The 22,920-nt window shown below is 75.5% G+C and carries 19 protein-coding genes and 1 pseudogene; 8 read left to right on the top strand and 12 right to left on the bottom strand.

What is annotated here, in order from left to right:
* Positions 1–94: 94 nt before the first annotated feature.
* On the bottom strand, positions 95–949 hold the full coding sequence (locus AB6N24_RS03440) for an ABC transporter permease (protein WP_412868029.1): 855 nt from the start codon (positions 947–949) through the stop codon (positions 95–97).
* Positions 946–1,974: an ATP-binding cassette domain-containing protein gene (locus AB6N24_RS03435; RefSeq protein WP_412868028.1), complete on the bottom strand. Its 1,029-nt coding sequence runs from the start codon at positions 1,972–1,974 to the stop codon at positions 946–948. The genes AB6N24_RS03440 and AB6N24_RS03435 overlap by 4 nt, the downstream gene beginning before the upstream one ends.
* Before the next feature lie 98 nt (positions 1,975–2,072).
* Between AB6N24_RS03435 and AB6N24_RS03430 the strand changes: the two genes are divergently transcribed.
* The 4 genes and pseudogenes from AB6N24_RS03430 (at position 2,073) to AB6N24_RS03415 (ending at position 6,356) form a co-directional block, all read left to right on the top strand.
* Positions 2,073–3,107, top strand: a complete 1,035-nt coding sequence (locus tag AB6N24_RS03430; RefSeq protein WP_412868027.1) for a helix-turn-helix transcriptional regulator — start codon at positions 2,073–2,075, stop codon at positions 3,105–3,107.
* A 196-nt stretch (positions 3,108–3,303) separates the two neighbouring features.
* Positions 3,304–3,828: a class I SAM-dependent methyltransferase gene (locus AB6N24_RS03425; RefSeq protein WP_412868026.1), complete on the top strand. Its 525-nt coding sequence runs from the start codon at positions 3,304–3,306 to the stop codon at positions 3,826–3,828.
* 213 nt (positions 3,829–4,041) lie between these two features.
* Positions 4,042–5,472 (top strand): annotated as a pseudogene (locus AB6N24_RS03420) (methyl-accepting chemotaxis protein); the annotation flags it as partial.
* 140 nt (positions 5,473–5,612) lie between these two features.
* Entirely contained in the window at positions 5,613–6,356 is a 744-nt protein-coding gene (locus AB6N24_RS03415) for a DUF6891 domain-containing protein (protein ID WP_412868025.1), read from the top strand.
* A 133-nt stretch (positions 6,357–6,489) separates the two neighbouring features.
* Here AB6N24_RS03415 and AB6N24_RS03410 read toward each other — a convergent pair whose 3' ends face one another.
* Positions 6,490–7,389 (bottom strand): NADP-dependent oxidoreductase, encoded by a 900-nt coding sequence (locus tag AB6N24_RS03410; RefSeq protein ID WP_412868024.1) that lies wholly within the window; start codon positions 7,387–7,389, stop codon positions 6,490–6,492.
* Between the two features lie 122 nt (positions 7,390–7,511).
* A complete protein-coding gene (locus tag AB6N24_RS03405; RefSeq protein ID WP_412868023.1) occupies positions 7,512–8,687 on the bottom strand; it encodes a GmrSD restriction endonuclease domain-containing protein in 1,176 nt (391 codons plus the stop codon).
* Between the two features lie 94 nt (positions 8,688–8,781).
* Here AB6N24_RS03405 and AB6N24_RS03400 point away from each other — a divergent pair, with 94 nt between their 5' ends.
* Positions 8,782–9,111, top strand: a complete 330-nt coding sequence (locus tag AB6N24_RS03400; protein ID WP_412868022.1) for a hypothetical protein — start codon at positions 8,782–8,784, stop codon at positions 9,109–9,111.
* Positions 9,112–9,131: 20 nt separating this feature from the next.
* On the opposite strand, the gene AB6N24_RS03395 is transcribed toward AB6N24_RS03400, so the two are convergent.
* Positions 9,132–9,839 carry an SOS response-associated peptidase gene (locus AB6N24_RS03395; protein WP_412868021.1) on the bottom strand — a complete coding sequence of 236 codons (708 nt, stop codon included), beginning with the start codon at positions 9,837–9,839 and terminating at the stop codon, positions 9,132–9,134.
* A gap of 111 nt (positions 9,840–9,950) precedes the next feature.
* Here AB6N24_RS03395 and AB6N24_RS03390 point away from each other — a divergent pair, with 111 nt between their 5' ends.
* Positions 9,951–10,568 carry a flavodoxin family protein gene (locus AB6N24_RS03390; RefSeq protein ID WP_412868020.1) on the top strand — a complete coding sequence of 206 codons (618 nt, stop codon included), beginning with the start codon at positions 9,951–9,953 and terminating at the stop codon, positions 10,566–10,568.
* On the opposite strand, the gene AB6N24_RS03385 is transcribed toward AB6N24_RS03390, so the two are convergent.
* The 4 genes from AB6N24_RS03385 to AB6N24_RS03370 all read right to left on the bottom strand — a co-directional run bounded on the left by AB6N24_RS03385 (position 10,553) and on the right by AB6N24_RS03370 (position 15,652).
* On the bottom strand, positions 10,553–11,716 hold the full coding sequence (locus AB6N24_RS03385) for a hypothetical protein (RefSeq protein WP_412868019.1): 1,164 nt from the start codon (positions 11,714–11,716) through the stop codon (positions 10,553–10,555). The genes AB6N24_RS03390 and AB6N24_RS03385 overlap by 16 nt on opposite strands.
* 131 nt (positions 11,717–11,847) lie before the next feature.
* A complete protein-coding gene (locus AB6N24_RS03380) occupies positions 11,848–13,803 on the bottom strand; it encodes a putative bifunctional diguanylate cyclase/phosphodiesterase (protein ID WP_412868018.1) in 1,956 nt (651 codons plus the stop codon).
* Positions 13,804–14,127: 324 nt separating this feature from the next.
* A complete protein-coding gene (map, locus tag AB6N24_RS03375; protein ID WP_412868017.1) occupies positions 14,128–14,898 on the bottom strand; it encodes a type I methionyl aminopeptidase in 771 nt (256 codons plus the stop codon).
* Positions 14,899–14,947: 49 nt separating this feature from the next.
* Entirely contained in the window at positions 14,948–15,652 is a 705-nt protein-coding gene (locus tag AB6N24_RS03370; protein WP_412868016.1) for a VWA domain-containing protein, read from the bottom strand.
* A gap of 174 nt (positions 15,653–15,826) precedes the next feature.
* On the opposite strand from AB6N24_RS03370, the gene AB6N24_RS03365 reads away from it, so the two are divergent.
* The gene (locus tag AB6N24_RS03365; RefSeq protein WP_412868015.1) at positions 15,827–16,687 is read left to right on the top strand and encodes a PIN domain-containing protein; all 861 of its coding nucleotides are present in this window, start codon (positions 15,827–15,829) and stop codon (positions 16,685–16,687) included.
* 725 nt (positions 16,688–17,412) lie between these two features.
* On the opposite strand, the gene AB6N24_RS03360 is transcribed toward AB6N24_RS03365, so the two are convergent.
* Positions 17,413–18,351: an NADP-dependent oxidoreductase gene (locus tag AB6N24_RS03360; RefSeq protein WP_412868014.1), complete on the bottom strand. Its 939-nt coding sequence runs from the start codon at positions 18,349–18,351 to the stop codon at positions 17,413–17,415.
* 113 nt (positions 18,352–18,464) lie between these two features.
* Between AB6N24_RS03360 and AB6N24_RS03355 the strand changes: the two genes are divergently transcribed.
* Positions 18,465–18,983 (top strand): MarR family winged helix-turn-helix transcriptional regulator, encoded by a 519-nt coding sequence (locus tag AB6N24_RS03355; protein ID WP_412868013.1) that lies wholly within the window; start codon positions 18,465–18,467, stop codon positions 18,981–18,983.
* A 478-nt stretch (positions 18,984–19,461) separates the two neighbouring features.
* On the opposite strand, the gene aceB is transcribed toward AB6N24_RS03355, so the two are convergent.
* Both aceB and aceA read right to left on the bottom strand, forming a co-directional pair.
* The gene (gene aceB, locus AB6N24_RS03350) at positions 19,462–21,138 is read right to left on the bottom strand and encodes a malate synthase A (RefSeq protein ID WP_412868012.1); all 1,677 of its coding nucleotides are present in this window, start codon (positions 21,136–21,138) and stop codon (positions 19,462–19,464) included.
* Between the two features lie 148 nt (positions 21,139–21,286).
* Entirely contained in the window at positions 21,287–22,561 is a 1,275-nt protein-coding gene (aceA, locus tag AB6N24_RS03345; protein WP_412868044.1) for an isocitrate lyase, read from the bottom strand.
* Between the last annotated feature and the right edge of the window lie 359 nt (positions 22,562–22,920).

Below are 22,920 nucleotides of genomic sequence, written 5' to 3'. Positions count from 1 at the left end.
CAGGTCACGTCCGCCCGGTGTGTCGCATTCATCCTGCGCGCGTCGGGGCCGACGCGCCAGCCCTCCGGCGCGTCGGCCCCGCGGCGCGTCGCCCTCAGTCGGTGCTGCGCACGATCGTCCGCACCCCGACCCACAGCCCGAGGGCGGCTGTCGCGAGCGCCGCGACCGCGCCCCACAGCACGGTCGTCGAGGCCAGGTCGCCCGCGAACAGCGCACGCTCGGCGTCCACGACGTACGAGATCGGGTTGACCTGCGCGGCGACCTGCATCCACCGCGGGCCCGCCTCGAGCGGCAGCAGCATCCCCGAGAGGATCAGCGCGGGGAACAGCACGGTCTGCTGCACGACCCAGAACATCCACTCGTTCGACCGCACCGCGATCGCGAGCGCGTAGGAGAGCGACCCGAGACCGACCCCGAGCACCGCGATCAGCACGAGCCCGAGGACCGCGCCGAGCGCGTCGGGCGCGAACCCGAACGGCAGCATCACGGCGATCACGACGAGCGACTGCACGACGATGGGGACCATCTCCTTGAGCGAGCGCCCCACGAGCTGGGCCGAGCGCGGCAGCGGGGTCACGAGCAGCCGCTCGTGCGCGCCGGTCTGCATCTCGAACTGCAGGTTCGAGCCGGTCGTCGACGACCCGAACAGCGTCGTCATCACGAGGATCGACGGCACGAACCACAGCCACACGTCGCCGCCGGGCAGCCCGGCGCCCACCGACCCGGCGAGCAGCGGGCCGAACAGCGCGAGGAAGACGATCGGCTGCACGAGGCCGAACACGACGGTGAACGGCTCGCGCACGAGGGGCCGGAGCTCGCGCGTCATGACGAGCGCGACGTCGCCGGTCCAGCTGCGCCGCACGCTCGCCCGCGGTGCGGCGGCGCGCGCCGACCGGGCGGCGGGGTCCGGGGCCGTCGAGGTGGTGGGGGCCGTGGTGGGGGTGCTCATGCTGCGTCCTTCCCGGCGACGCGGACGTCGCTGCTGGTCGAGCCGTCGGTGGTGGTCGGGTCGGTCGCCGCGGCGCTCTCGCGCAGGCTGCGCCCGGTGAGGGCGAGGAAGACGTCGTCGAGGGTCGGGGTGACCGACTCCGCGGCGGCGAGCAGCACGCCCGCGTCGGCGGCGGCCCGGACGAGCGCGGGGACCGCACCGGCGCCGTCGGCGACCCGCGCGCCGACCTGGGTCCCCCGCACCGTGACGTCCCGCGCGCCGGGGACCCGCTCGACGAGGGCGGCGACGGTCGCGGCGTCGCGCACGTCGGGGACGCGGACCGTGACCCGGTCGCCGGCAAGGTCCCGCTTGAGCGCCGCCGGGGTGTCGTCGGCGATGACCTGGCCGTGGTCGACGACGACGACCCGCTCGGCCATCTGGTCGGCCTCGTCGAGGTAGTGCGTCGTGAGCACGATCGTCATGCCGTGCTCGGCGCGCAGGCGCGCGACGTGCTCCCAGAGGTTCGCCCGGTTGTGCGGGTCGAGGCCGGTCGACGGCTCGTCGAGGAACAGCAGGCCCGGCGCGTGCACGAGCCCGAGCGCGACGTCGAGCCGCCGCCGCTGCCCGCCCGAGAGGTCCGCGACCTTGCGGCGCGCGAGCTCGGTCAGGTCGAGCGCGTCGAGCAGGTCGTCGGCGCGGCGTCCCGCGGAGCGCCGGTCGAGGCCGTAGATCGCCCCCTGCGTCGCGAGCTCGTCGCGGACGCGCTGCTGGTGACCCGCGCCGTTGCCCTGGCCGACGTAGCCGATGCTGCGCCGGACCTTCTCGGGGGCCGCGACGACGTCGTGGCCGGCGACCTCGGCCGTGCCGGCGGTCGGCTGGATCAGGGTCGTGAGCAGGCGGATCGTGGTCGTCTTGCCCGCGCCGTTCGGGCCGAGCACGGCCACGAGCTCGCCGGGCGCGACGTCGAGGTCGATGCCCCGGACGGCGTGCACGGTCTCGGTGCGGCTCACGGGGAAGTCCTTGGTGAGCCCTCTCGTGCGGATCATGGTGCTCCTTCGCAGCGGTGTCGGGTGGTGCCGGCACGAGCCACTCTCGCGGCAGAAGCGGCCGGATCCTGTCCGCTACCGGGGCGCATGATGGGCGCATGACCACCGAGGCCGCGAACCCCTCCGCCCGGCTCCTGACGCTGCTGTCGCTGCTGCAGTCGCGCCGCGACTGGCCCGGCGACGCGCTCGCCGGGCGGCTCGGCGTGAGCCCGCGCACGGTCCGGCGCGACGTCGACCGCCTGCGCGGCCTCGGCTACCCGGTGCGCGCGACCAAAGGACCCGACGGCGGCTACCGGCTCGGCGCCGGGGCGCAGATGCCGCCCCTCCTGCTCGACGACGAGCAGGCCGTCGCGGTCTCCGTGGCGCTGCAGACGGCCCACACCGGCGTCGACGGGGTCGACGACGCGGCCCTGCGCGCCCTGACGACCGTCCGCCAGGTCATGCCCGCGCGCCTGCGGGCCCGGGTCGACGCGCTGCAGGTGACGGCGGTGAGCCGGCCCGGCACCGCGCGCACGACCGTCGACGCCGACGTCCTCGTCGCCGTCGGCACCGCGGTGCGCGCACGCGAGGTGCTCCGCCTCGACTACGCGGGGCCGAGCGACCTGGCCACGGCCGGCGGTGCGGGCAGCCCGACCGACCCCGCGGACCGGGGCCGGGCCGCCCCGGCGTCCGTGCCGCCCCGCCGCGTCGAGCCGCACCACCTCGTGACGTGGGGCGGGCGCTGGTACCTCGTCGCGTGGGACCTCGACCGCGCCGACTGGCGGACGTTCCGCGTCGACCGCCTGACCCCCCGGACGCCCACGGGCCCGCGCTTCACGCCGCGCGCGCTGCCCGGCGGCGACGTCGCTGGGTTCATCGGTGAGCGCTTCGCGGGGACGGGCTGGGCGTGCACGGGCGAGGCCGTGCTGCACGCCCCGGCGGACACCGTCGCCCGGTGGGCCTGGGGTCGGTCCGTCGTCGAGCCGCTCGGCCCGGACCGCTGCCGCGTCGTGAGCGGGTCGTGGTCGTGGGGCGGGCTCGCCGCGTACTTCGGCATGTTCGGGTGCGAGGTCGAGATCGTCGGCCCGCCCGAGCTGCGTGACGCGACCCGGGAGCTCTCCGCACGGTTCGCCCGCGCCGCGGGAGCCGACTGACCTCCCGCGGCGACGGGCGACCGTGCCGCCCCCCGTGCGGTCCTGCGCCCCGGTGCCGCGCCGCTGCGGGCGCCGGGTGGCCTGGCTGCCGGGCCCGTGCGCCCCCCGGCAGAACGAGCCCGGCACGACGGGAAGAGGCGTGCGCGGTCCGCGAGATACCTGGCGCCGGGTGAGATCCGGGCGCTACACCGGACGCATGAAGGTTCCCGAGCGCGTGCGCTGGGCCGTCGGTGGCCTCGGGCTGCGCGGCGACGAGCGCGTGCTCGAGGTCGGCGGCGGCCCGGGGGTCTCCGCGGGGCTGATCTGCGCGGCGCTGACGACCGGCCGGCTGCTCGCCGTCGACCGCTCCCCGACCGCGACGCGCGCGACCACCGAGCGGAACGCGCCGCACGTCGAGGCCGGCCGCCTCCAGGTGCTCCGGCGCGCGCTCGCGGACCTCGACGCCGCGGACGTCGCTGCGGCGCTCGGTGACCGCGCCGACGTCGCGCTCGCCGTGGACGTCAACGTCTTCTGGGTCGACGACGCCCCCGTCGAGGCGGCGGTCCTGCACCGGGTGCTCGGCCCCGGCGCGGTGCTCCACGTCCTCTACGGCGCGGGCGGACCGACCCCACCGGACCGGGTCGTCCCGCGCGTGCGGGCCGCGCTCGGCGCCGCGGGGTTCGTCGACCTCGCGGACGTCGTCGAGGAGCCCGGCTTCGGGGTGCGCGCCCGCCGGCCGTGACCGCCCGCCCGCGACCGGCGGCCCGGGTGCTCGTCGGCTCCTCCACGACGCCCACCCCGCCCGCCGGCGCGCCTCCGGGACGGCACGCGGCGTCCCGCAGCGCCCCTCGGCTCAGATGCCGACCCGGGCTGCCGATGGGCAGGCGCCACGGCACCGCGCCTGGCGACGACAGGGCACCGCGCCCTGGTGCGACGACAGGAGGACCCGGTGGGCGTGCTCACGAGGCGGAAGCCGCAGGCCGCGGCGCACGAGGACGCCCGGCGGACCTCGGCCGAGGTCGACGCGCTCGGTGCCGTCGTCGAGCGGCTGGGCGAGGTCGGCTCGACGTGCGCCGGCGTCGAGGCGGTGCTCGACAGCGTGCGGACCGGGTTCGGGTTCGACTACGCCTCCGCGTGGCGCGTGCGCGAGGGGTCCGACGAGCTCGAGCTCGTCGCGCAGACCGGCTCGCTCGGCGCGGAGCTGACCCGCATGACGACGACGCACCGCATGACGAGCGGGTTCGGGCTGTGCGGCGTCGCGCTCGCGAACGACACGGTCCTGGACCTCGTCGAGCTCGGTGACCACCCGGCCAACTGCGCACGCGGCGAGGCGAGCCTGCGGGCCGGCGCCCGCGGCGCGATGGCCCTGCCGATCCGCCGCGACGGCCGCGTCGTCATGATGATGGACTTCCTCTCGGCCCGGCCGGGCACGACGAGCGCGACGCGACCGGCGGTGCTGCGGGCGCTCGCGCAGGTCGTCTCGCAGACGCTCGCGATGATCGAGTCGGCCGAGACGCTCGAGGAGGCGGCCCGCGACCAGAAGGCCGTCACGACCGTCGTCGCCGAGGTCGGCTCGCAGATCGACGAGCAGTCCGCCGTGCAGACCGCGCTCGACGCGGTGCGGTCCGAGTTCGGGTGGGCGTACGGGTCGTTCTGGGCGCTCGACGCCGCGGCGCGCGTGCTGCGGTTCTCGGTCGAGTCCGGCACCGCCGGGGACGAGTTCCGGCGCGTGACCCTCGGCGCGAGCTTCGCGGAGGGCGTCGGGCTCTCCGGGCGGGCGTGGCGGGCGCGCGACCTCGTGTTCGTCCCGGACCTGGGCGAGCTGACCGACTGCGTGCGCGCCCCCGCGGCGCAGCGGGCCGGTGTGCGCTCGGGCGTGTGCCTCCCGATCATCGTCGACGGCACGGTCATCGGGACGATGGACTTCTTCGCGACCGAGACGATCGAGCTGTCCGAGAGCCGTCGGGGCGCGTTGCGCAACGTCGCGCGCCTCGTCTCGCAGCGTCTCGACATCCTGCGGCGCGCCGCGCGCGAGTCCGCCGCGGCGACCGAGCTGCTGGGCAGCGTCGAGCAGCTGTCCGCGAGCGCCGCCGAGGCCGGTGCCGTCGCTCTCGACGCCGTCGCGCAGGCGTCCGCGATCGCGGGCGAGGTGCAGGCGCTCAGCGACTCGTCGGCCGCGATCGGGGACGTCATCCGCGTCATCACGACGATCGCCGACCAGACGAACCTGCTCGCGCTCAACGCGACCATCGAGGCGGCGCGCGCGGGGCAGGCCGGGCGGGGGTTCGCCGTCGTGGCGACCGAGGTCAAGGAGCTCGCGGGCGAGACGACGGTGGCGACCGGCCGGGTCGGCGAGCGCGTCGAGGACATCCAGACCAACACCGCGACGGTCGCGCGCGGCATCGAGGCGATCACCGCGACGATCGGGCGGATGGACGAGGTGCAGACCCGGATGGGCCAGGTGCTCGAGGAGCAGCGCGCGATGGCGCGGGCGTTCGAGCGGCGCTGACGCCCGATACTCCTCGCATGGCCTTCCTCGACCGGTTCCGCCTCCGCCGCCCGACGCCCACGCCCGTCACGGGCCCGCAGGTCGGGCCGGACGCACCCGCCGACGGCACGCCCGTGCCGCCCGACGCGCGCGACGCCGAGCGGCAGGCCGGGCCCGACGCGCCCACCACCGGCGCGGGGCTCGCGGCCGGCGACGTGCCCGAGGACGTCGTGGAGTCCGTCGTGTCCGGGGTCCGCGGGGGCTTCCGCACCCGCGACGAGGTGCTCGAGGCGGCGCACGACCGCGCCGCGGAGGTCGGGTTCGACCGGGCCGTCGTCACCGCGTACGTCGACCGCGCCTGGGCCGACCGGATCGCCGAGCAGCGCACCTGGCCCGCCACGACCGACGCCGACCGGCTCGACGACGCCTTCGCCGAGCTCGACGCCGGCGGGGTGGTCGCCCGCATGGACTTCACGTGCTGCCAGACGTGCGGCGTCGCGGAGATCGACGACGAGGTCCGCCCGGGGCAGGAGCCCGTGGGCTACGTCTTCTTCCACCAGCAGGACAGCGAGCGCCTCGGCGACGACGACGCGGTCCTGCTCCTGAGCTTCGGCGCGTTCGGGATCGCTGACGCGGACGCCTACGAGGCGGCGGCCCTCGCCGTCGGGCACCGGGCGCGCGCGGCGCTCGAGCGCGCGGGTCTCACGGTCGACTGGCCCGGCACGACGAGCCGGCGCATCGCGGTCACCGGTCTGGACTGGCGCCGGCGGCTGCCCGCCTGACGCGCACGACCCCCGGCACCGGCGCGGTGCGGTCCCCGGTGTGGACGCCCCCCGCGGCCGGCGCCGACGGCTGACCGCCTGACGGCGGACGACCCCCGGCACCGGTGCGGTCCCGGGGTCGTCCCCCCGTGCGTCAGAGCGTGATGACGAGCTTGCCCTGCGTGTGCCCGCCCTGGGCGTGCGCGTGGGCCTCGGCGGCCCGGTCGAGCGGGAACGTCGTCTCGACGCGCGGCGTGTAGGCGCCGCGTGAGCCGGCCTCGGCGGCGGCCTCGAGCGTCGCGGCGGACGCGGCGTCGGAACCGGTGAGGGTGACCCCCAGCCGGGCGGCACCGAAGTCGGCGACGGTCGCGACCCTCGACGGGTCGCCGACGATCGCCACGATCTCTGCGAGCGAGCCGGAGCCCGCGGTGTCGAGCGCGGCGTCGACGCCCTCGAGCGCGAGCGCCGCCACGCGCTCGGCGAGCCCGTCGCCGTAGACCGTCGGGGTCGCGCCGAGGGAGCGCAGGAACTCGTGGTTGCGCTCGCTCGCGGTGCCGATGACGCGCGCGCCGCGGGCGACGGCGAGCTCGACGGCCGCGCTCCCGACGCCGCCGGCCGCACCCTCGACGAGCAGCGTCCTCCCGTCGAGGTCCCCGAGCGCGTCGAGCCCGGCGCCGGCGGTCGCGGCGGCGAGTCCCGCGGCGGCGGCCTGCTCGTCCGACCACGCGTCCGGCGCGGGAGCCCACGTGTTCAGCACCGCGTGCTCGGCGGTCGTCGCGTCGCCGAGCCCGAACACCCGGTCGCCGACCTGCACGCCCGTGACACCCTCGCCGACCTCGTCGACCACGCCGGCCGCGTCCTTGCCCGGGATCGCGGGGAGCTCGATCCGGATGCGCTCCTGGAACCAGCCCGCCCGGAGCTTCCAGTCGAACGCGTTGACGCTGGCCGCCCGCACGCGGACCCGGACCTTGCCCGGCCCGGCGTGGGGCTCCGGGGCGTCCTCGACCGTGAGGACGTCGGGCTCGCCGTAGGTGTGGTGTCGGACTGCGCGCATGGGCGGTGCCTCCAGGTCCGGCCCGGTCGCCCGGGCGTCTGCGCCGCTGGCCTCCACGGCACGGGCGGGAACGCCGACCGACGGGCGCGCATTCCCGGCCGGGGTCGGTGCGACGCCGGCAGTCAGCTCTCGCAGCCGACCCCGTCGCCGTCCCGGTCGAGGTGCTTGCCGTAGCCGGGGTCGCCGACACGGACGGGGGCGGCACCCGCGGCGCGGGCCGCGTCGCAGTTCTTGTACGCGACGGCCGGGGCGGGCGGGGGCTCGGGGGCCGGCGGGGGCTCCGGAGCGGGGGGTGCGGGGACGACGGGGGCCGGCACGACCGGGGCCTGCACGACCGGCGGTGCGACCGGCGGTGCGGCCGGCTGCTCCGCGGCGGGCGCGGCCGGAGCCGGAGCCGGCTCGACGGGCGCCGGCTCGACGGGCGCGGGCGGCGGAGGGACGGTCGACCCCTCGGGCAGCGGCTGGTCGGGGCACGCCGAGAGCACGCTCACCATCGCGGCACGCTCCGCCTCGGTCACCCACAGCCCGTACGTGTACTTCACGCCGACCTGCCGGGCGACGTACGCGCAGCGGAACGGCTTGCTCGGCGGCAGCCACGTCGCGGTGTCGCCGTCGCCCTTCTGCGCGTTGAGCGGCCCGTCGACGGCCAGCAGGTTCATCGGGTCGTTCGCGAAGCGGGTCCGCGTCTCCGCGTCCCACTGCTGCGCACCCTTCTGCCACGCGTCGGACAGCGCCACCACGTGGTCGACCTGCACCGCGGTGCTCGTCGCGTTCCCGCGCACGAACTCGATCGTGCGGCCGCTGTACGGGTCGGCGAGCATCCCGGTGAGGACGACGCAGTCGCGCGTGCCGGGCTTGAACGTCTGCGGCTCGAGGTCCCGCGCGAGCACGTCGTTGCGGGTGTCGCAGCCGTTGCGGTCGACGTCGACCCAGCCGCTGCCGAACAGGTCGCGGTCGTAGCCGGTCCTGGGCGCCCGGCCCTTGACCTCGAGCAGCGTGGCGGTCGCGAGCGCGGTCTGCGGGACGGCGGCCGCGGTCACCGCCGAGACGTCCACCTCGGGCGCCAGCTCGGGCGCCGGCAGCGCGGCGGCGAGCTCCTCGACCGTGGGGGCGGTCGCTGTCGGGGTGGGCGACGACGTCGGGCTCGCCGACGCCGCGTCGCCGCCTGCGTCGGCGGAGCCCCCGTCGCACGCGCTCGTCAGGCCCAGGACGGCCGCGAGCGCGACGGCCAGGACGCCAGGACGGGGGCGACGAGAGTGTCCCGACGGGCGCCGGAGGGACGGTTCGGCAGCAGTCACGTCCTCGCTCTTCGGCACGCTGACCTGCGCACTTGAGCCGGTTCACCGCCTCGCTCGGGATGCGCAGCGCCGGCGCGCGCACCATCGTGGGCGCGTGACGACGACGCCGGAGAGCACCCCCGACGACGGCCGCCCGGGCGACGACCCCGACCAGACGCAGTGGCACTTCGGCATGCGGTTCTTCATGTTCTGGCTCATGCCGGTGATCGCCGTCGGCGGCGCGTTCGTCTGGTGGCCGATGGTCCAGGACCTCGCCGCGGGGATCTACCCCGACAGCGTGAAGGGCTTCCTGCTCGTGCTCGCCTACCCCGCCGCGGTCGTCGGGTGGCCCGGCATGCTCATGGCGTACCGGCGGGCGAAGCGCCGTGGTGAGACCCCGATCCCCGGGTCGTACAAGCCTCCTCGCCCGGCGCCGCGGCGCTGATCCTCGACCGCGCGGGGCTCTCACCCCACGGGCGCGACGAGCTCCGGGCCGTTGTTGCGCACGTTCCCGACCGCCGGGCCGACCTCGCGCGGCAGCAGGTGCGGCTCGGGGACCGCGTCGAGCAGCGAGCGCACGTCGTCGGTCGAGGTCGTGCCGAGGTCCAGCCACTCGTCCCACAGGTCCGGGGGCAGCAGCAGCGGCGTGCGGTCGTGGATGTGCCCGAGCGCGTCGGTCGCGGACCGCGTGATGACCGTGACGGTCCACAGCCAGCGCGCGGGGTCGTCGGCGGGGCGGGACGGGTCGGGCCACAGCTCGTAGAGGCCGGCGGCGGCGAGCCCCTGCTGCGCGCCGTCGGCGGCCGTGAGGAAGTAGGGGACCTTGCGGGCCGGGGTCTTCTGCCACTCGAAGTACCCGTCCATCGGCACGATCGCGCGGCGCCGGGCGGCCGCCTTGCGGAACGCGGGCTTCTCGGTGACCGTCTCGATGCGTGCGTTGATCATGCGCGCGCCGACGCCCGGGTCCTTCGCCCACGACGGCACGAGGCCCCAGCGCACGGTCCGGAGCTGACGCTGCGGCCGCTCCTCCTCCACGCGCTCGAGCACGATGCGCACGGGGTCGGTCGGCGCGACGTTCCACGACGGCCCCGGTGCCTCACCGAGGATCTGGTCGACCCGATACTGGTCGGCGAGCTCGTCGTCCCGCCGCGTGATCGCATACCTGCCGCACATGCCGTCAGTCTCGACGCAGCCGCCCACACGACGCCACGCGCACCGCCCCCGAGCCGGTCGCGCGTCCGACTCCGGTCGCGGGATACACGCACGGCTCGCAGGATCGAGGGCATGACCACCACCCCGGACCTGACCGCCGTCGTCCTCGTCGGAACCCTGACCCCGTCCCCCGCCCCGTCGAGCAGCGAGCTCCTCGGCCGCCAGGTGCTCGACGCGCTCGGCGAGCACGGCGTCACCGGCACCGTGATCCGCCTCGTCGACCACGACGTGAAGCCCGGCGTCGAGAAGGACATGGGCGAGGGCGACGCGTGGCCCGCGATCCGCGAGCAGGTGCTCGCCGCCGACATCCTCGTGCTCGCCACCCCGATCTGGCTGGGCCAGCCGTCGAGCGTCACCAAGCGCGCGCTCGAGCGCCTCGACGCCGAGCTCGGCGAGAGCGACGACCAGGGCCGCCTGCTGACGTACGGCCGGGTCGCCGCGGTGGCGGTCGTCGGCAACGAGGACGGCGCGCACCACACGAGCGCCGAGCTGTTCCAGGCGCTCAACGACGTCGGCTTCACCGTGCCCGCCGCGGCCGTGACGTACTGGGTCGGGGCCGCGATGCAGGGCACCGACTACCAGGACCTCGACGAGACGCCCGAGGAGACCGCCAAGACGACGGCGACCCTCGCAGCGAACACCGCGCACCTCGCGCGCCTGCTGCGCCAGTCCCCCTACCCGCCGAGCTGACCGCGACGGGTCGCGGCGCGGCCACGGCGTCGCGGCCGGTGCCGTGGTCGTGGTCGGGGTCGGTGGGGCCCGAGGACGATCGCGACGTGGCTGACGTGGAACGGGCGCCTCGCGTCGACCCAGATCTCGCAGGGGTGGGAGCCGGCCGGGACGGGGACCCTCAGGAACATCGAGCCCGCCTCGAGGACCATGCCGTGGTCGCCGACGACGAGGGTCGTGCCCGCGACGTGGTGCAGCCGGTCGCGAGGTCGCTCACGGGTCACGTCGACGTGCACGATGCCACCCGGCTGGTCCGCGACGTCGAGCGTGCGGACCGCGACGCCGGGGAACGGTGCGGCGTCGGCGACGAGCGACTCACCCCAGAAGGCGACCCACGTGTCCCCCGGCCGGAACTCGGGCTGGTCCTGCCACGTCGCGTCCTGGAGACGGACCTCCCCGGACGCGTCGTCGATGCTGGCGGTCACGAGCGTCTGCTCGGACCAGACCCGCGGGTCCGGGGACGGGCCGGAGGCGCCGGCGCGGGCCCCCGCGGCGACGAGCACGACGAGCGCGGCGACGACGAACGCCTCGAGGTGGTGCGGGGGCGCGGCCGACAGGCCGTCGGCGCCGTGCAGGCGACCCAGGACCGAGGCGGTGGCGACCCAGGGGAGCAGCGGGCCGACGTACCCGCCGAGGACGACGCAGGCCGCGACGACGTGCAGGTGCCGCTCGTGCCAGGGCCGCAGCGGCCGACCGGCGGCGACCAGGCGGAGGACCGGCCGGAGCGCGAACGCGCCGACGAGCACGGCCAGGCCCCGCAGCAGGACGTCGGCCCGCGAGAGGACCTGCTCGGTGAGGGTCGCGTCCGGCGCGTGCAGCGTGACCACGCCGGGCAGGGACGCGTCGTCGCCGATCATGGGCAGGCCGCCGGTCGGGACGCCGCTCAGCCGGACGCCCGGGTGGGCCTCGCCGTCCACGGTGGGCCCGAGCGGGGCAACCGTGCCGTCGGACGCGCCCAGCCGGACCGGCACCGCGACCGTGCCCGAGGCGTCCTGCGTCGCGTCGGCCGTCGTCGCGACGCCGACCACCGCGGCGAGCAGCCCGAGGGCGACGAGGACCGGCCCGAGGACGCCCGCCACGCGTCGTGCTGGCTCCCCGACGGGATGCATGGCCACCTCCTCGCGGGAGGGTACCGAGTGCAGCGCCTCCGCACGGCGCACGTCCGGGAGGCCCGGCGTCGCCCTCGCCGCCACCCGGGCCGGGCACGGTCGCCGCGCGTCACCGCCGGCGGGAGCCGGTCCTACGCCCCGATCCGCCCGACCGAGCGCCGCTCCCCCGTCCCGGCCGACTCGAGGATCGCGTCCGTGAGGGCGTCGGGGTGCTGGGGCAGCGCGAGGTGGAAGCCCTGGAAGTGCGTCGTGCCGAGCTCCTGCAGCGCGCGCAGCGCCTCCTCGGTCTCGACGCCCTCGACCACGACGGTGCGCCGCAGGTTGTGCCCGAGCAGCAGCGCCGACGAGATGACCGCGGCCGACTCGACGCTGCCCGGGAGCGCGCTGGTGAACGACTGGTCGATCTTGAGCACGGACGCGGGGATCTCGACGACCCGGCCGAGCGTCGAGTGCCCGGTGCCGAAGTCGTCGATCGCGAGGTGGCAGCCGAGGCGGCGCAGGCCGTCGATGACCTCGGCGGGGAACGTCGAGGAGTCGAGCGGCCCGTTCTCCGTGATCTCCAGGGTGAGCCGGTCGCCCGCCAGGCCCGCCGCGGACAGGTCGCGCGTGATGCGCTCGAGCAGGCCGGGGTCGCTCAGCTCGGCGGGCGAGACGTTGACGAAGAGCCGCCGCGGCGCGCGCCGGCCCAGCACCGCGTCCCACGTGACGAGCTGGCGGCACGCGGTGCGCAGGACCCACGCGCCGAGCTCGACGATGAGCCCGCTGCGCACGGCCGCCCCGATGAACGCCCCCGCGGAGAGCAGCCCGTGCCGCGGGTGGCGCCACCGCACGAGCGCCTCGACCGCGTACAGCGCACCCGGCGCAGCGAGGGGGTCGGGCCGGGCGGAGCCGATCCGCGGGTCCATGATCTCGAGGATCGGCTGGTAGTGGACCTCGAGCTGCTCGTCGCGGATCGCCGTCTCGAGCTCGCTCGACAGCTGCTCGTAGGAGATCGCCTCGGCCTGCTCGGACGCGTGCACGACGGGGTCGAACAGCTGGAAGCTGCCCTTGCGCCGGCGCTTCGCCCGGTACATCGCGGCGTCGGCCTGCGAGACGAGCAGGTCGGACGTCACGCCCGGCTCGTCGCTCACGGCGATGCCGATGCTGGCGGACGGCTGCAGGAGGTGCCCCTCGGTGAGCATCGGCAGCGCGAGGCTGTCGCAGATGCGCTGCGCGACCGTGCACGCGACGTCGGCGGACGCGAGGTGCTCGAGCACGACCACGAACTCGTCCCCCGCGAGGCGCGCGAGCAGGTCGTCGGGCCGCAGCGCCGCCCGGATCCGCTCGGCGCACGTGAGCAGGAGCTGGTCGCCGAGCGCGTGCCCGTACGTGTCGTTGACGCGCTTGAGGCCGTCGACGTCGATGAACAGGACCCCGACGGTCGACAGGTCGCGGCGCACGAGCGTGAGCGCCTCGTCGAGCTGCTCGAAGAAGACCCGGCGCGTCGGCAGCCCTGTCAGCGGGTCGTGCGCGGCCTGGTGCGCGAGCTCGCCCTGCGCCTGGGCGGCGGCCTCCCGGTCGATCGCGACGACGAGGTACGACGCCGCGAGGTTCGCGAGCGTCCGCACGGCGGCGAGCTCGCCGCGCCCGAGGCCCACCGGCTCGCTGCGGTAGAGCGTCAGGACCCCGAGCGCCTCGCCGCGGGCGCGCAGCGGGACCGCCGTGACGCTGGGCAGCCCGAGCTCGGTCGCGCGCTGCTGGAAGTGCGGCCAAGCACCCTCGACGCGCAGGTCCCGCGACGCCACGACCCGCCCGGAGACGTGGGCGTCCGGTGCCGGGCCCGCCTGGAGCGCCTCCTGCACGCGGTCGAGCTGCTCGACGCGGCGCTGCGTCGCGTACGCCACGACCAGGAGCTCGCCCGTGCGGCTCGGCGTCGAGACGCCCGCGCCGGCGAGGCCCAGCAGGTCGGTGACGCCCTCCGCGAGCTGCTGCAGGATGTCCTGCACCGAGAAGTCCCCGGTCACAGTCGCCGAGAGCTCGTCGAGCAGCGACAGCATCGCGCCCGCGTCGACACCGGCGACCACGTCGCCGTCCGGGATCTGGGTCATGTGCGCTCCGTGCCCTGCTCGACCAACGGTGCCCGCGCGGGGGTGGCGGGCACCTGCGCCGGGTCACACGGAAGGCAGCACCCCGGTCGGACGCTCGCACGCCATCCCTGCCCCCGTTGGCGACGCTAGCGCGCACTCCCCGGGCACGCCCGTCCCGGGCTTCACCCGGGTGAGCATTCACCCGACGGACCCGGGCATACCGGGAGCATCCGCCGGAGCAGGGTGGGCCGACCGGGCGACGGCGGGGCGAGGGCACGACGAGGGCCGCCACGCTCCCGCGCCGGCCGTCCGCGACCGCGCTCGCGCGAGCGCCTCACCGCGTCGTCAGGCGCCACGCTCGGTGAGCACGACGGGCCCGTCAGGCGTGATCGCGACGGTGTGCTCGGCGTGCGCGGCGAGCGAGCCGTCGGCCGAGCGGATCGTCCAGCCGTCGGGGTCCATGACGTAGCCGTCGCCACCGGCCATGAACCACGGCTCGATCGCGATGACGAGGCCTGCCTTGAGCCGCTGGCCCGACCCGGCACGGCCCAGGTTCGGCACGTGCGGCTCCTCGTGCATCGTGCGCCCGACGCCGTGCCCGCCGAAGTCCGCGTTGATCCCGTACCCCGCGCTGCGGCCGACCTCGCCGATCGCCGCCGAGATGTCTCCCATCCTGGCCCCGGGCTGCGCGGCGGCGATGCCCGCGGCGAGCGCACGCTCGGTGGTCTCGATGAGCCGCGTCGCCTCGGGGCTCTGCGTGCCGACCTGGAACGTGAGCGCGGAGTCGGCGACCCAGCCCTCGACCTGCGCGGCGAAGTCGATGCTCAGCACGTCGCCGTCGCGCAGCACGTAGTCGGACGGCAGCCCGTGCAGCGCGGCGTCGTTGACCGACGTGCACAGCACGCCCGGGTACGGGATCGCGCCGAACGACGGGTGGTAGCCGAGGTACACCGAGTGCGCGCCCGCCTCCCGGATCAGGCCGTGCGCGTGCGCGTCGAGGTCACGCAGGCTCACGCCCACGGCCGCGACCGACCGCAGCGACGTCAGGACGTGCGCGATGAACGCGCCCGCGGGTCGCATCTGGTCGATCTCGGCAGGAGTCTTCAGCTGGGCCATCGCACTACCCTCTCACCGCGGCGTGCCGCGCCGAGGACACCCCCACCGGTCAGCGCAGGATCCCGCGCCCCCGCACCTCGGCGAGCCACTCCGGGTACTCGACGAGCAGCAGGTCGAACAGGGCCTGGTCCTGGACGAGCGTGAGGTCGCCGACGGGCTGGTAGTCCGCGTTGTCGACGACCCGGTCGCTCAGGTCGTCGAGCTTCTGCAGGAACGGGATGTCCTCGCCGCCGATGCTGAGGAACTTCCAGAACACCGGGCTACCCGACGCGTCGCGCAGCTCGTTCGTCGCGGCCGTGCGGCTCGTCGGGGCGCCGTCGGTCAGGAACAGCACGTACACGGGGACGTCCGCCGTCGCGCCGGGACCCGCCAGCCCGTAGTGCTCGCGGACCGCGCGGATCGCGCCGGCGTAGTCGGTCAGCCCGAGGTGCCGCCCGGCGCGCAGCCGGTCGACGCCGCCGCGGTAGTCGTCGAGCGTGAGCTCCCCGGCGTGCCACGCCTCGGTGCCGAAGAAGAACACGTCGATCGAGCCGTCGTCGTCGAGCTGCGTCCCGAGCGCGAGCACCCGCTCCGCGAGCGCCTGCATCTGCCCGCTCGCGTACGCCGCGCGCATCGACCCCGAGTGGTCGAGGCACAGCGCGACCTTCGCGGCGTGCCCCTCGAGGTCGTGCTTGCTGAGGTTGAACTGCGCCTTCTTGGCGAGGTTGACCAGCTCGGGCGCGCGGGTCTGGAGCTTGTCGAACGAGATCGCCATGGGGGGCCTTCCGGGGTGCGGTGCGGGGGTGCCGCACCACCCTGCCGCACGGTGGTGGAGGGCGGGGGCGGTTCGGGCGGCGGTCGCCCGGACGGAGGCCCGAGGGCGCACGTGCCCGGATCGTCCGGACGAGCCGGACCGGCCGGCGCGACGGCCGTCGCTACAGTCCGAGCCATGGCCTTCGTCACGGTCCCGGACCCCCTGCCCGCGCCGCAGGCCTACCTGCGGGCCGGGCTGCCACGCCCGACGGCGGCGGTCACGTCGGTCCGCGAGCGCGAGCACGTCGTCACGTCGCAGGACGGACTCCCGCGCCTGGACGAGCTCTCCCCCGACACGGCCGCCGGCGCGCGGACCTTCACCGTGGTCTCGGACTCGGGCACCCCCGTCGCGGTGGTCGAGGGCGCGTCCCACCAGTTCCTCACCCGGCCGGCCCGGCGCTGGGCGGCGCGGGCGGAGATCCTCGACGTCGAGCGCCACCCGAGCGGGGTGCTGGACCTCACCTGCGGCGCCCGGCGTCCGCCGACCCACCCGGAACGGCCGGACCCGGTCGACCCCGCGACGGCCCGCGTCGTGACCGTCGACCACTCCGTCGTCCTCGCCGGGATCGACCCCTCGCTGTTCGGCCCGGACGACGCGCTGTTCGTCAGCGCCGTCATCCCGCTGGAGCTGGCCGTCACGCTGGGCTCGCGCCCGGCGACCGAGGAGCTGTTCACGGCGTTCGAGACGTGGGACCTGACGACCCCGGTGCCGATCGACGAGTACGTGCTCCGGATCTACGCCGAGCTCAGCACCTCCCGCCGGCGGAACGCCTTGCGCGACGGCGAGCTGGACCGCTCCGACCTGCTCTGCGCGGCGACCGCGGTCCTCTACGACGCCCCGCTGTACACGACGAAGAAGGCGGCCTACGCGGGCCTCGGCCTGGGGCTCCGGACGATCGCGTACGGCCCCGTCCGCAACGAGGCGGCCGTGACGCCGCCCCCGCCGCCGGACCCGTACGCGGCGCTGGGGCTGCAGCCGCCTCCCGCTGGGCCCTGAGCGTCGACGGGATCGCGGCCGGTCAGGCCCGCGTCACGGTCGCGCCGCCACGAGCGGGGGGACGAGGCGAAGCGCAGCGCGCCAGGTCGACGCGGCACGACGAGGACTCGGCGCCACAAGGTACCGAGTCCTCGTCGTGCTGAGCGCCCGTCTGACGGGCGGCTCGAGGACGAGCGACCGCCGCCAGGCTCGGTCGGGCGGGACGCGACCGGACGGGAGCCGCCGCAGACCCCGCACATGACCTGAGGGCTTCGAGTCGGAACGCCTTCCGCTCACGAGGGTCCGGCACGCACGAGATCGTGCCGGGCCTTCGTCGCGCCTCTCGGCGCCGACTCCACCGCGTCAGATCGGCTTCGTCTCAGTCGCTTGGTTCTGAGACACGCCCGGCCGAGACGCCCGGGCTGGTTCCAGCCCGCGCGGCGGGTTGTCTCAGAAGTCAGCTCGGAACCACGCGTGTCATCGACGGTGGTCGCGCCGCCGTGTGAGGCGACCCGCCGCGAAGGCTCTCCGCTACCGCCGCTCAGCACCGCCACCATGCCGGAGGCCAGCGCATGCGCTGATGCCGTAAGTGCGAGCGGGTCGCCGTCGCGCACTCCGCGGCACGCCCCCTTCCGTTCCTCGCTCCCGTTCCACACCACAGCCTCACGCCGGGCACCGGCGCGAGTGTGGCCGGCCGGATCCAGTGCGCGCGACCGACTCTGGCCTCGCGGCCGGGGAAGCGGAGGTCAGCCCTCTGCCGGGACGACCACGACCTTGCCGTGGACCTGCCCGGCCTCGGCCTGCGCGTGCAGCTCGGGCAGCTCCCCCAGCGGCACCCGGCCCGCGATCTCGACGCGGAGCTCGCCGCTGTCGACGAGCGCGACGAGCCGGGCGAGGACGTCGGCATCGGGGTGGACGAACACCGTGACCGCGCGCACCCCGCGCTGCGGGTCGTCGGGCGTCTCGACCATCGGGGTGGTGGAGACGACGACACCGCCGTCGCGGACCCGCGCCGCCAGGGCGGTGAACCGCTCGGAGGTGATCGGCGCGAGGTTGAGGAGGACGTCGACGGGCTCGACGACCGCGTCCAGGAGCGACGTCGTGGTGTGGTCGACGATCTCGTCGGCCCCCGACGCACGCACGCTCTCCGCGCTGCGCGGGCTCGCGGTGGCGATGACGTAGGCGCCGGCGCGCTTCGCGAGCTGCACGGCGTACCCGCCCACGGGGCCGCCCGCGCCGTTGATCAGGATGCGCTGGCCCGCCTCGAGCGCACCCGCCTCGAACAGCGCCTGCCAGGCGGTGAGCCCGACGGACGGAAGCCCGGCCGCGTCGGCGAGCGGGATCCGGGTCGGCGCCGCGACGAGCGCGTCGGCGGGTGCGACGACGTACTGCGCCGCGGAGCCGTCCGCGGTCATCGGGAGGAAGCCGACGACGGCGTCGCCCACCGCCAGGCCGTCGACCCCGTCGCCGAGGGCGTCGACCGTGCCGGAGACGTCGTAGCCGGGGACGTGCGGCAGCGTGATCGGGATCGGCAGGAAGCCGCCGCGCATCCCGCCGTCCGCGGGGTTGAACGCCGAGCCGGCCACCCGGACCCGCACCTCGCCGGCGCCGGGCACGGGCTGGGGCACGTCCTCGTAGCGCAGGACCTCGGGGCCACCCGTCTCGTGGAAACGCACTGCCTTCATGGTCGATCTCCGTCCGTCATGTGCTTCGGGTTCGAAGCAACTACGGACGACGCTACTGCTGCTTCGAATCAGAAGCAAGTGCTACGGGTTCGAAGCACGGATAGGATCGGGCCATGGCCTTGACCCCGCGCTCCTTGGACGCCGTGCAGCTCGGCGCGTACTTCGCGCTCATCGAGGCGAGCAGCCTGCTCCGGCACTCCGTCGAGCAGCAGCTCCAGGACGCGGGCGGGCTCAGTTATGTGCAGTTCCAGCTGCTCGCGACGCTCGGCGACGCGCCGGGGGGCAGCCGGCGCATGACGGACCTGGCCGACGGGGTCGTGTACAGCCGCAGCGGGCTGACGTACCAGGCGCAGGCGCTGGAGAAGCGCGGGCTCGTCGTCCGCACGCCGTCCGTCGAGGACGAGCGCAGCGTGACAGTGACCCTCACCGACGAGGGTCGCGCGGTCCTCGGCGGGGTGCTGCCGGGTCACGTCGCGGTGGTCGACGACCTGCTGCTCGCGCCGCTCTCGCGGGAGGACGTCGAGACGCTCGCCGACATCCTCGGGCGGGCGCGGGACCACATGCGCCGGACGCCGCCGCGGTCGGCGGCACCTCGGCGGCGCAAGGGCGCTCCGGCGAAGGACGAGGGCTGATCGGCCCGGTGCCGCACCGGTGTGCACGGCGTTCGTGCGGGGCTCGCTGACGTCGTCGTCACGGAGCGTGGGGCGCGGTGCGTGGGGCGCGGTGCGTGGGGCGCAGGCGCATCGACGTGGCCCGGCGCCCGCCGCCTGCGTCCGGGCAGGGAACAGCCCGTGGGCCGGACCCCTGTCGGGGCCCTGCCGCGCTGGACGAGTGCGCGGCTCCCACGGGCTGCGGTGGCTGCCTGGATCTCGCTCGCCGCCCGGCGGTCCTGAGGACCAGCGGGCACCGGGTGGATCGAAGCAATCCGTCCGAGTACTCGGGCGACTAGCGGACAGTCACCTCACGCGTCCGAAGAGAAATCACTTCAGGACCACCTCCTTTCCCATGTGCCCACGACGCTACGTCCGGCTCCGGCGATCCGCCAGAGGTTTTTTCTTCGCCCAGGGCGGACACGCGTCGCGCGCCCCCCGGGCTCGGAGCGTCCGCCGGTCAGGGCGCGGACCGCCCGACGAGGTGCTGGGTGTACGCCGGCACCGTCAGGAACGTCGGGTAGTGCTCGTCGAGCGCGACCTCGCGGAGCAGCCGGGCGGCGTCGTCGTACCGGTCGCCCGGCGACCTCGGGAGCGCCGCGAGCACCGATCCGAGCACCCCCTCGACGTGCTCGGCCGTGATCGTCGTGCCCTCGGCCGTGACGATCTCGTGGTGCACCCACTGCCACAGCTGCGAGCGGGAGATCTCGGCGGTCGCGGCGTCCTCCATGAGGTTGTCGATCGCGACGGCGCCGCTCCCCCGCAGCCACGCCTCGAGGTAGCGCAGCGCGACGGACACGTTGCTGCGCACGCCCGCGTCGGTGACCGCGCCCGGCTCGCCGCCGCCGGCCGACGCGATGTCGAGCAGCTCGGCGGCGCTGACCCGGACGTCGTCGCGGAGCCGGTCGCGCTGGTCCGGGCGGTCGCCCAGCGCCTCGTCGAACACCGCGCGGGCCACCGGCACGAGGTCCGGGTGCGCGACCCACGTGCCGTCGTACCCCTGCCCGGCCTCGCGCTCCTTGTCGGCGCGGACCTGCGCGAGCGCACGCTCGGTGACCTCCGGGTCGCGGCGGTTGGGGATGAACGCCGACATGCCCCCGATCGCGTGCGCCCCCCGCCGGTGGCACGTCGCGACGAGCAGCTCGGTGTAGGCGCGCATGAACGGGACCGTCATCGTGACGCGCGCGCGGTCCGGCAGCACGAACCGGGGACCGCGGGCCCGGAAGCTCTTGATGATGCTGAAGATGTAGTCCCACCGGCCCGCGTTGAGGCCCGCGCAGTGCTCGCGGAGCTCGTAGAGGATCTCCTCCATCTCGAACGCCGCCGTGATCGTCTCGATGAGGACGGTCGCGCGGATCGACCCGCGCGGCAGCCGCAGCTCCTGCTCGACGAACACGAACACGTCGTTCCACAGCCGCGCCTCGAGGTAGCCCTCGATCTTGGGCAGGTACAGGTACGGGCCCCGGCCGCGCGCGATGAGCGCGTGCGCGTTGTGGAACAGGTAGAGCCCGGCGTCGACGAGGCTCGCGGACGCCGGTGTGCGCTGCCCGGCGCGGTCGGTGAACCGGAGGTGCTTCTCGGCGAGGTGCCAGCCGCGCGGGCGCATCACGATGGTCGGCGTCGTCGGGCCGACGCGGTACTCCTTGCCCTCCTCCGACGTGAAGTCGATGCGGCCGCGGATGGCGAGCGCGAGGTTCGCCTGCCCGCCCACGACGTTCTCCCACGTCGGCGAGGTCGCGTCCTCGAGGTCCGCGAGCCACACCTTCGCCCCCGAGTTGAGCGCGTTGACCGTCATCTTGCGGTCGGTCGGGCCGGTGATCTCGACGCGGCGGTCCTCCAGCCCCGGGCCGGGGCCGGCGACGCGCCAGGTCGGGTCGTCCCGGACGTGCCGGGTCTCGGGGCGGAAGTCGGGGTCGAGGCCGTTCGCGAAGCGCTCGCGGCGGCGCTGGCGGGCGAGCAGCAGGTCGTGGCGGGGACCCGCGAACCGGGCGTGCAGCTCGGCGACGAACGCGAGCGCGTCCGGGGTCAGGACGGTGTCGCTCCCGGGCACGACGGCGCCCAGGACCTCGATCGTCGGGGTGGTGGTGCTCGGCAGCGGGGTCGACGTGGTGGCCGTCGGCTCGGTCAGCGTGGACATGGCGTGCTCCTCTCGGGGGCGTGCGGGGTCATGCGTGGATCGGTGCAGTGCGGGTGGTGCGGGACGGCCGGGGCCGGACGGGCGGACGGTGCGGGGCAACGGGCCCCGGGTCGCGGGGACCCCGCACCGCCCGCGGGCGTGCGTCCGCTCAGTGGGCGAACTGCGACGCCTCCGTGGACCCGGCGAGCGCGAGCGTGGCGCTCCGGGGGTCGATCGCGGTGGCGACCTTGTCGAAGTAGCCGGTGCCGACCTCGCGCTGGTGGCGCGTGGCGGTGTAGCCGTCGGGCTCCGACGCGAACTCGGCCTCCTGGAGCTCGACGTACGCGCTCATGCCGCGCTCGGCGTACCCGCGGGCGAGCGAGAACATCGAGTGGTTGAGCGCGTGGAAACCGGCCAGGGTGATGAACTGGAACGCGTAGCCGCTGGCCGCGAGCTCCTTCTGGAAGCGCGCGATCGTGGCGTCGTCGAGGTGCGAGCGCCAGTTGAACGACGGCGAGCAGTTGTAGGCGAGGAGCTTGCCGGGGAACCGCTCGTGGATGCGCTCGGCGAACTCCCGGGCGAGGGCGAGGTCGGGCGTCGACGTCTCGACCCAGAGCAGGTCGGCGTACTCGGCGTAGGCGCCTGCCCGGGAGACGACTGCGTCGAGCCCCGAGCGGACCCGGAAGTAGCCCTCGGGCGTGCGCTCGCCGGTGAGGAACGGCTGGTCGCGCTCGTCGACGTCGGACGTGAGCAGGTCGGCGCCGAGCGCGTCGGTCCGCGCGACGACGACCGTGGGCACGCCCGCGACGTCGGCCGCGAGCCGCGCGGCGCTCAGCGTGCGCACGTGCTGGCTCGTCGGGACCAGGACCTTGCCGCCCAGGTGGCCGCACTTCTTCTCGGCCGCGAGCTGGTCCTCCCAGTGCACGCCCGCCGCGCCGGCCGCGATCATCGCCGCCATGAGCTCGTAGGCGTTGAGCGGCCCCCCGAAGCCGGCCTCCGCGTCGGCCACGATCGGCGCGAGCCACTCGCGCGTCCGGCGCCCGCCGTTCTCCGAGGACTCGACCTGGTCGGCGCGCAGCAGCGCGTTGTTGATGCGGCGCACGACCGCCGGGACGCTGTTCGCCGGGTAGAGGCTCTGGTCCGGGTAGGTCTGGCCGGAGAGGTTCGCGTCGGCGGCGACCTGCCAGCCAGAGAGGTAGATCGCCTCGAGGCCGGCCTTGACCTGCTGCACGGCCTGGTTCCCGGTCAGGGCGCCGAGCGCGGGCACCCACTCGCGGGTGTGCAGCAGCTCCCAGAGCCGCTCCGCCCCGCGGCGGGCGAGGGTGTGCTCCTCGCGGACCGAGCCGCGCAGCGTCACGACGTCCTCGGCGGTGTGGTCGCGGCGGACGCCGGCCCAGCGCGGGTCGGTGGCCCACTCGTGGGCCAGCTCCTCCGGTGTCTGCACCTGGTCCCCGGGCCGGGTCGTGCCGCCCGGGCGGGCCGTGCCGGCGGACCGCTCCCGTGCCGTGCTCGTGCTCGTCGGCCCCGTCGTCGCGGTCGTCTCGTTCACGATGTCCTCCGGTTCTTCTCGATGGTTCCCTCGTGCAACTCACCCTGGACCCGCGTCGACCTGCGGGAGCCCTCCCAGCGCGCAGAAGATCGGCGATCCTTCTCCTCGACAGAAGCGGAGCCGGTCTGCGACCGTCGAGCATGGCGATCTCCACCGAGGCGACGAGGCCCGGACAGTCCCCCGACCCGGCGAGGGCGGGCCACCGCGGCCCCCGGACCAGCGCGGACCGGGGCGGGCCGGGACCGCGGACGACG

Origin of the sequence: Cellulomonas jepli, from assembly GCF_047229345.1 — a bacterium.
In the GTDB taxonomy this organism is placed as follows: domain Bacteria; phylum Actinomycetota; class Actinomycetes; order Actinomycetales; family Cellulomonadaceae; genus Cellulomonas_A.
Note: the sequence above shows the minus strand (reverse complement) of the source record. Positions and strands in the feature narration are given on the sequence as shown.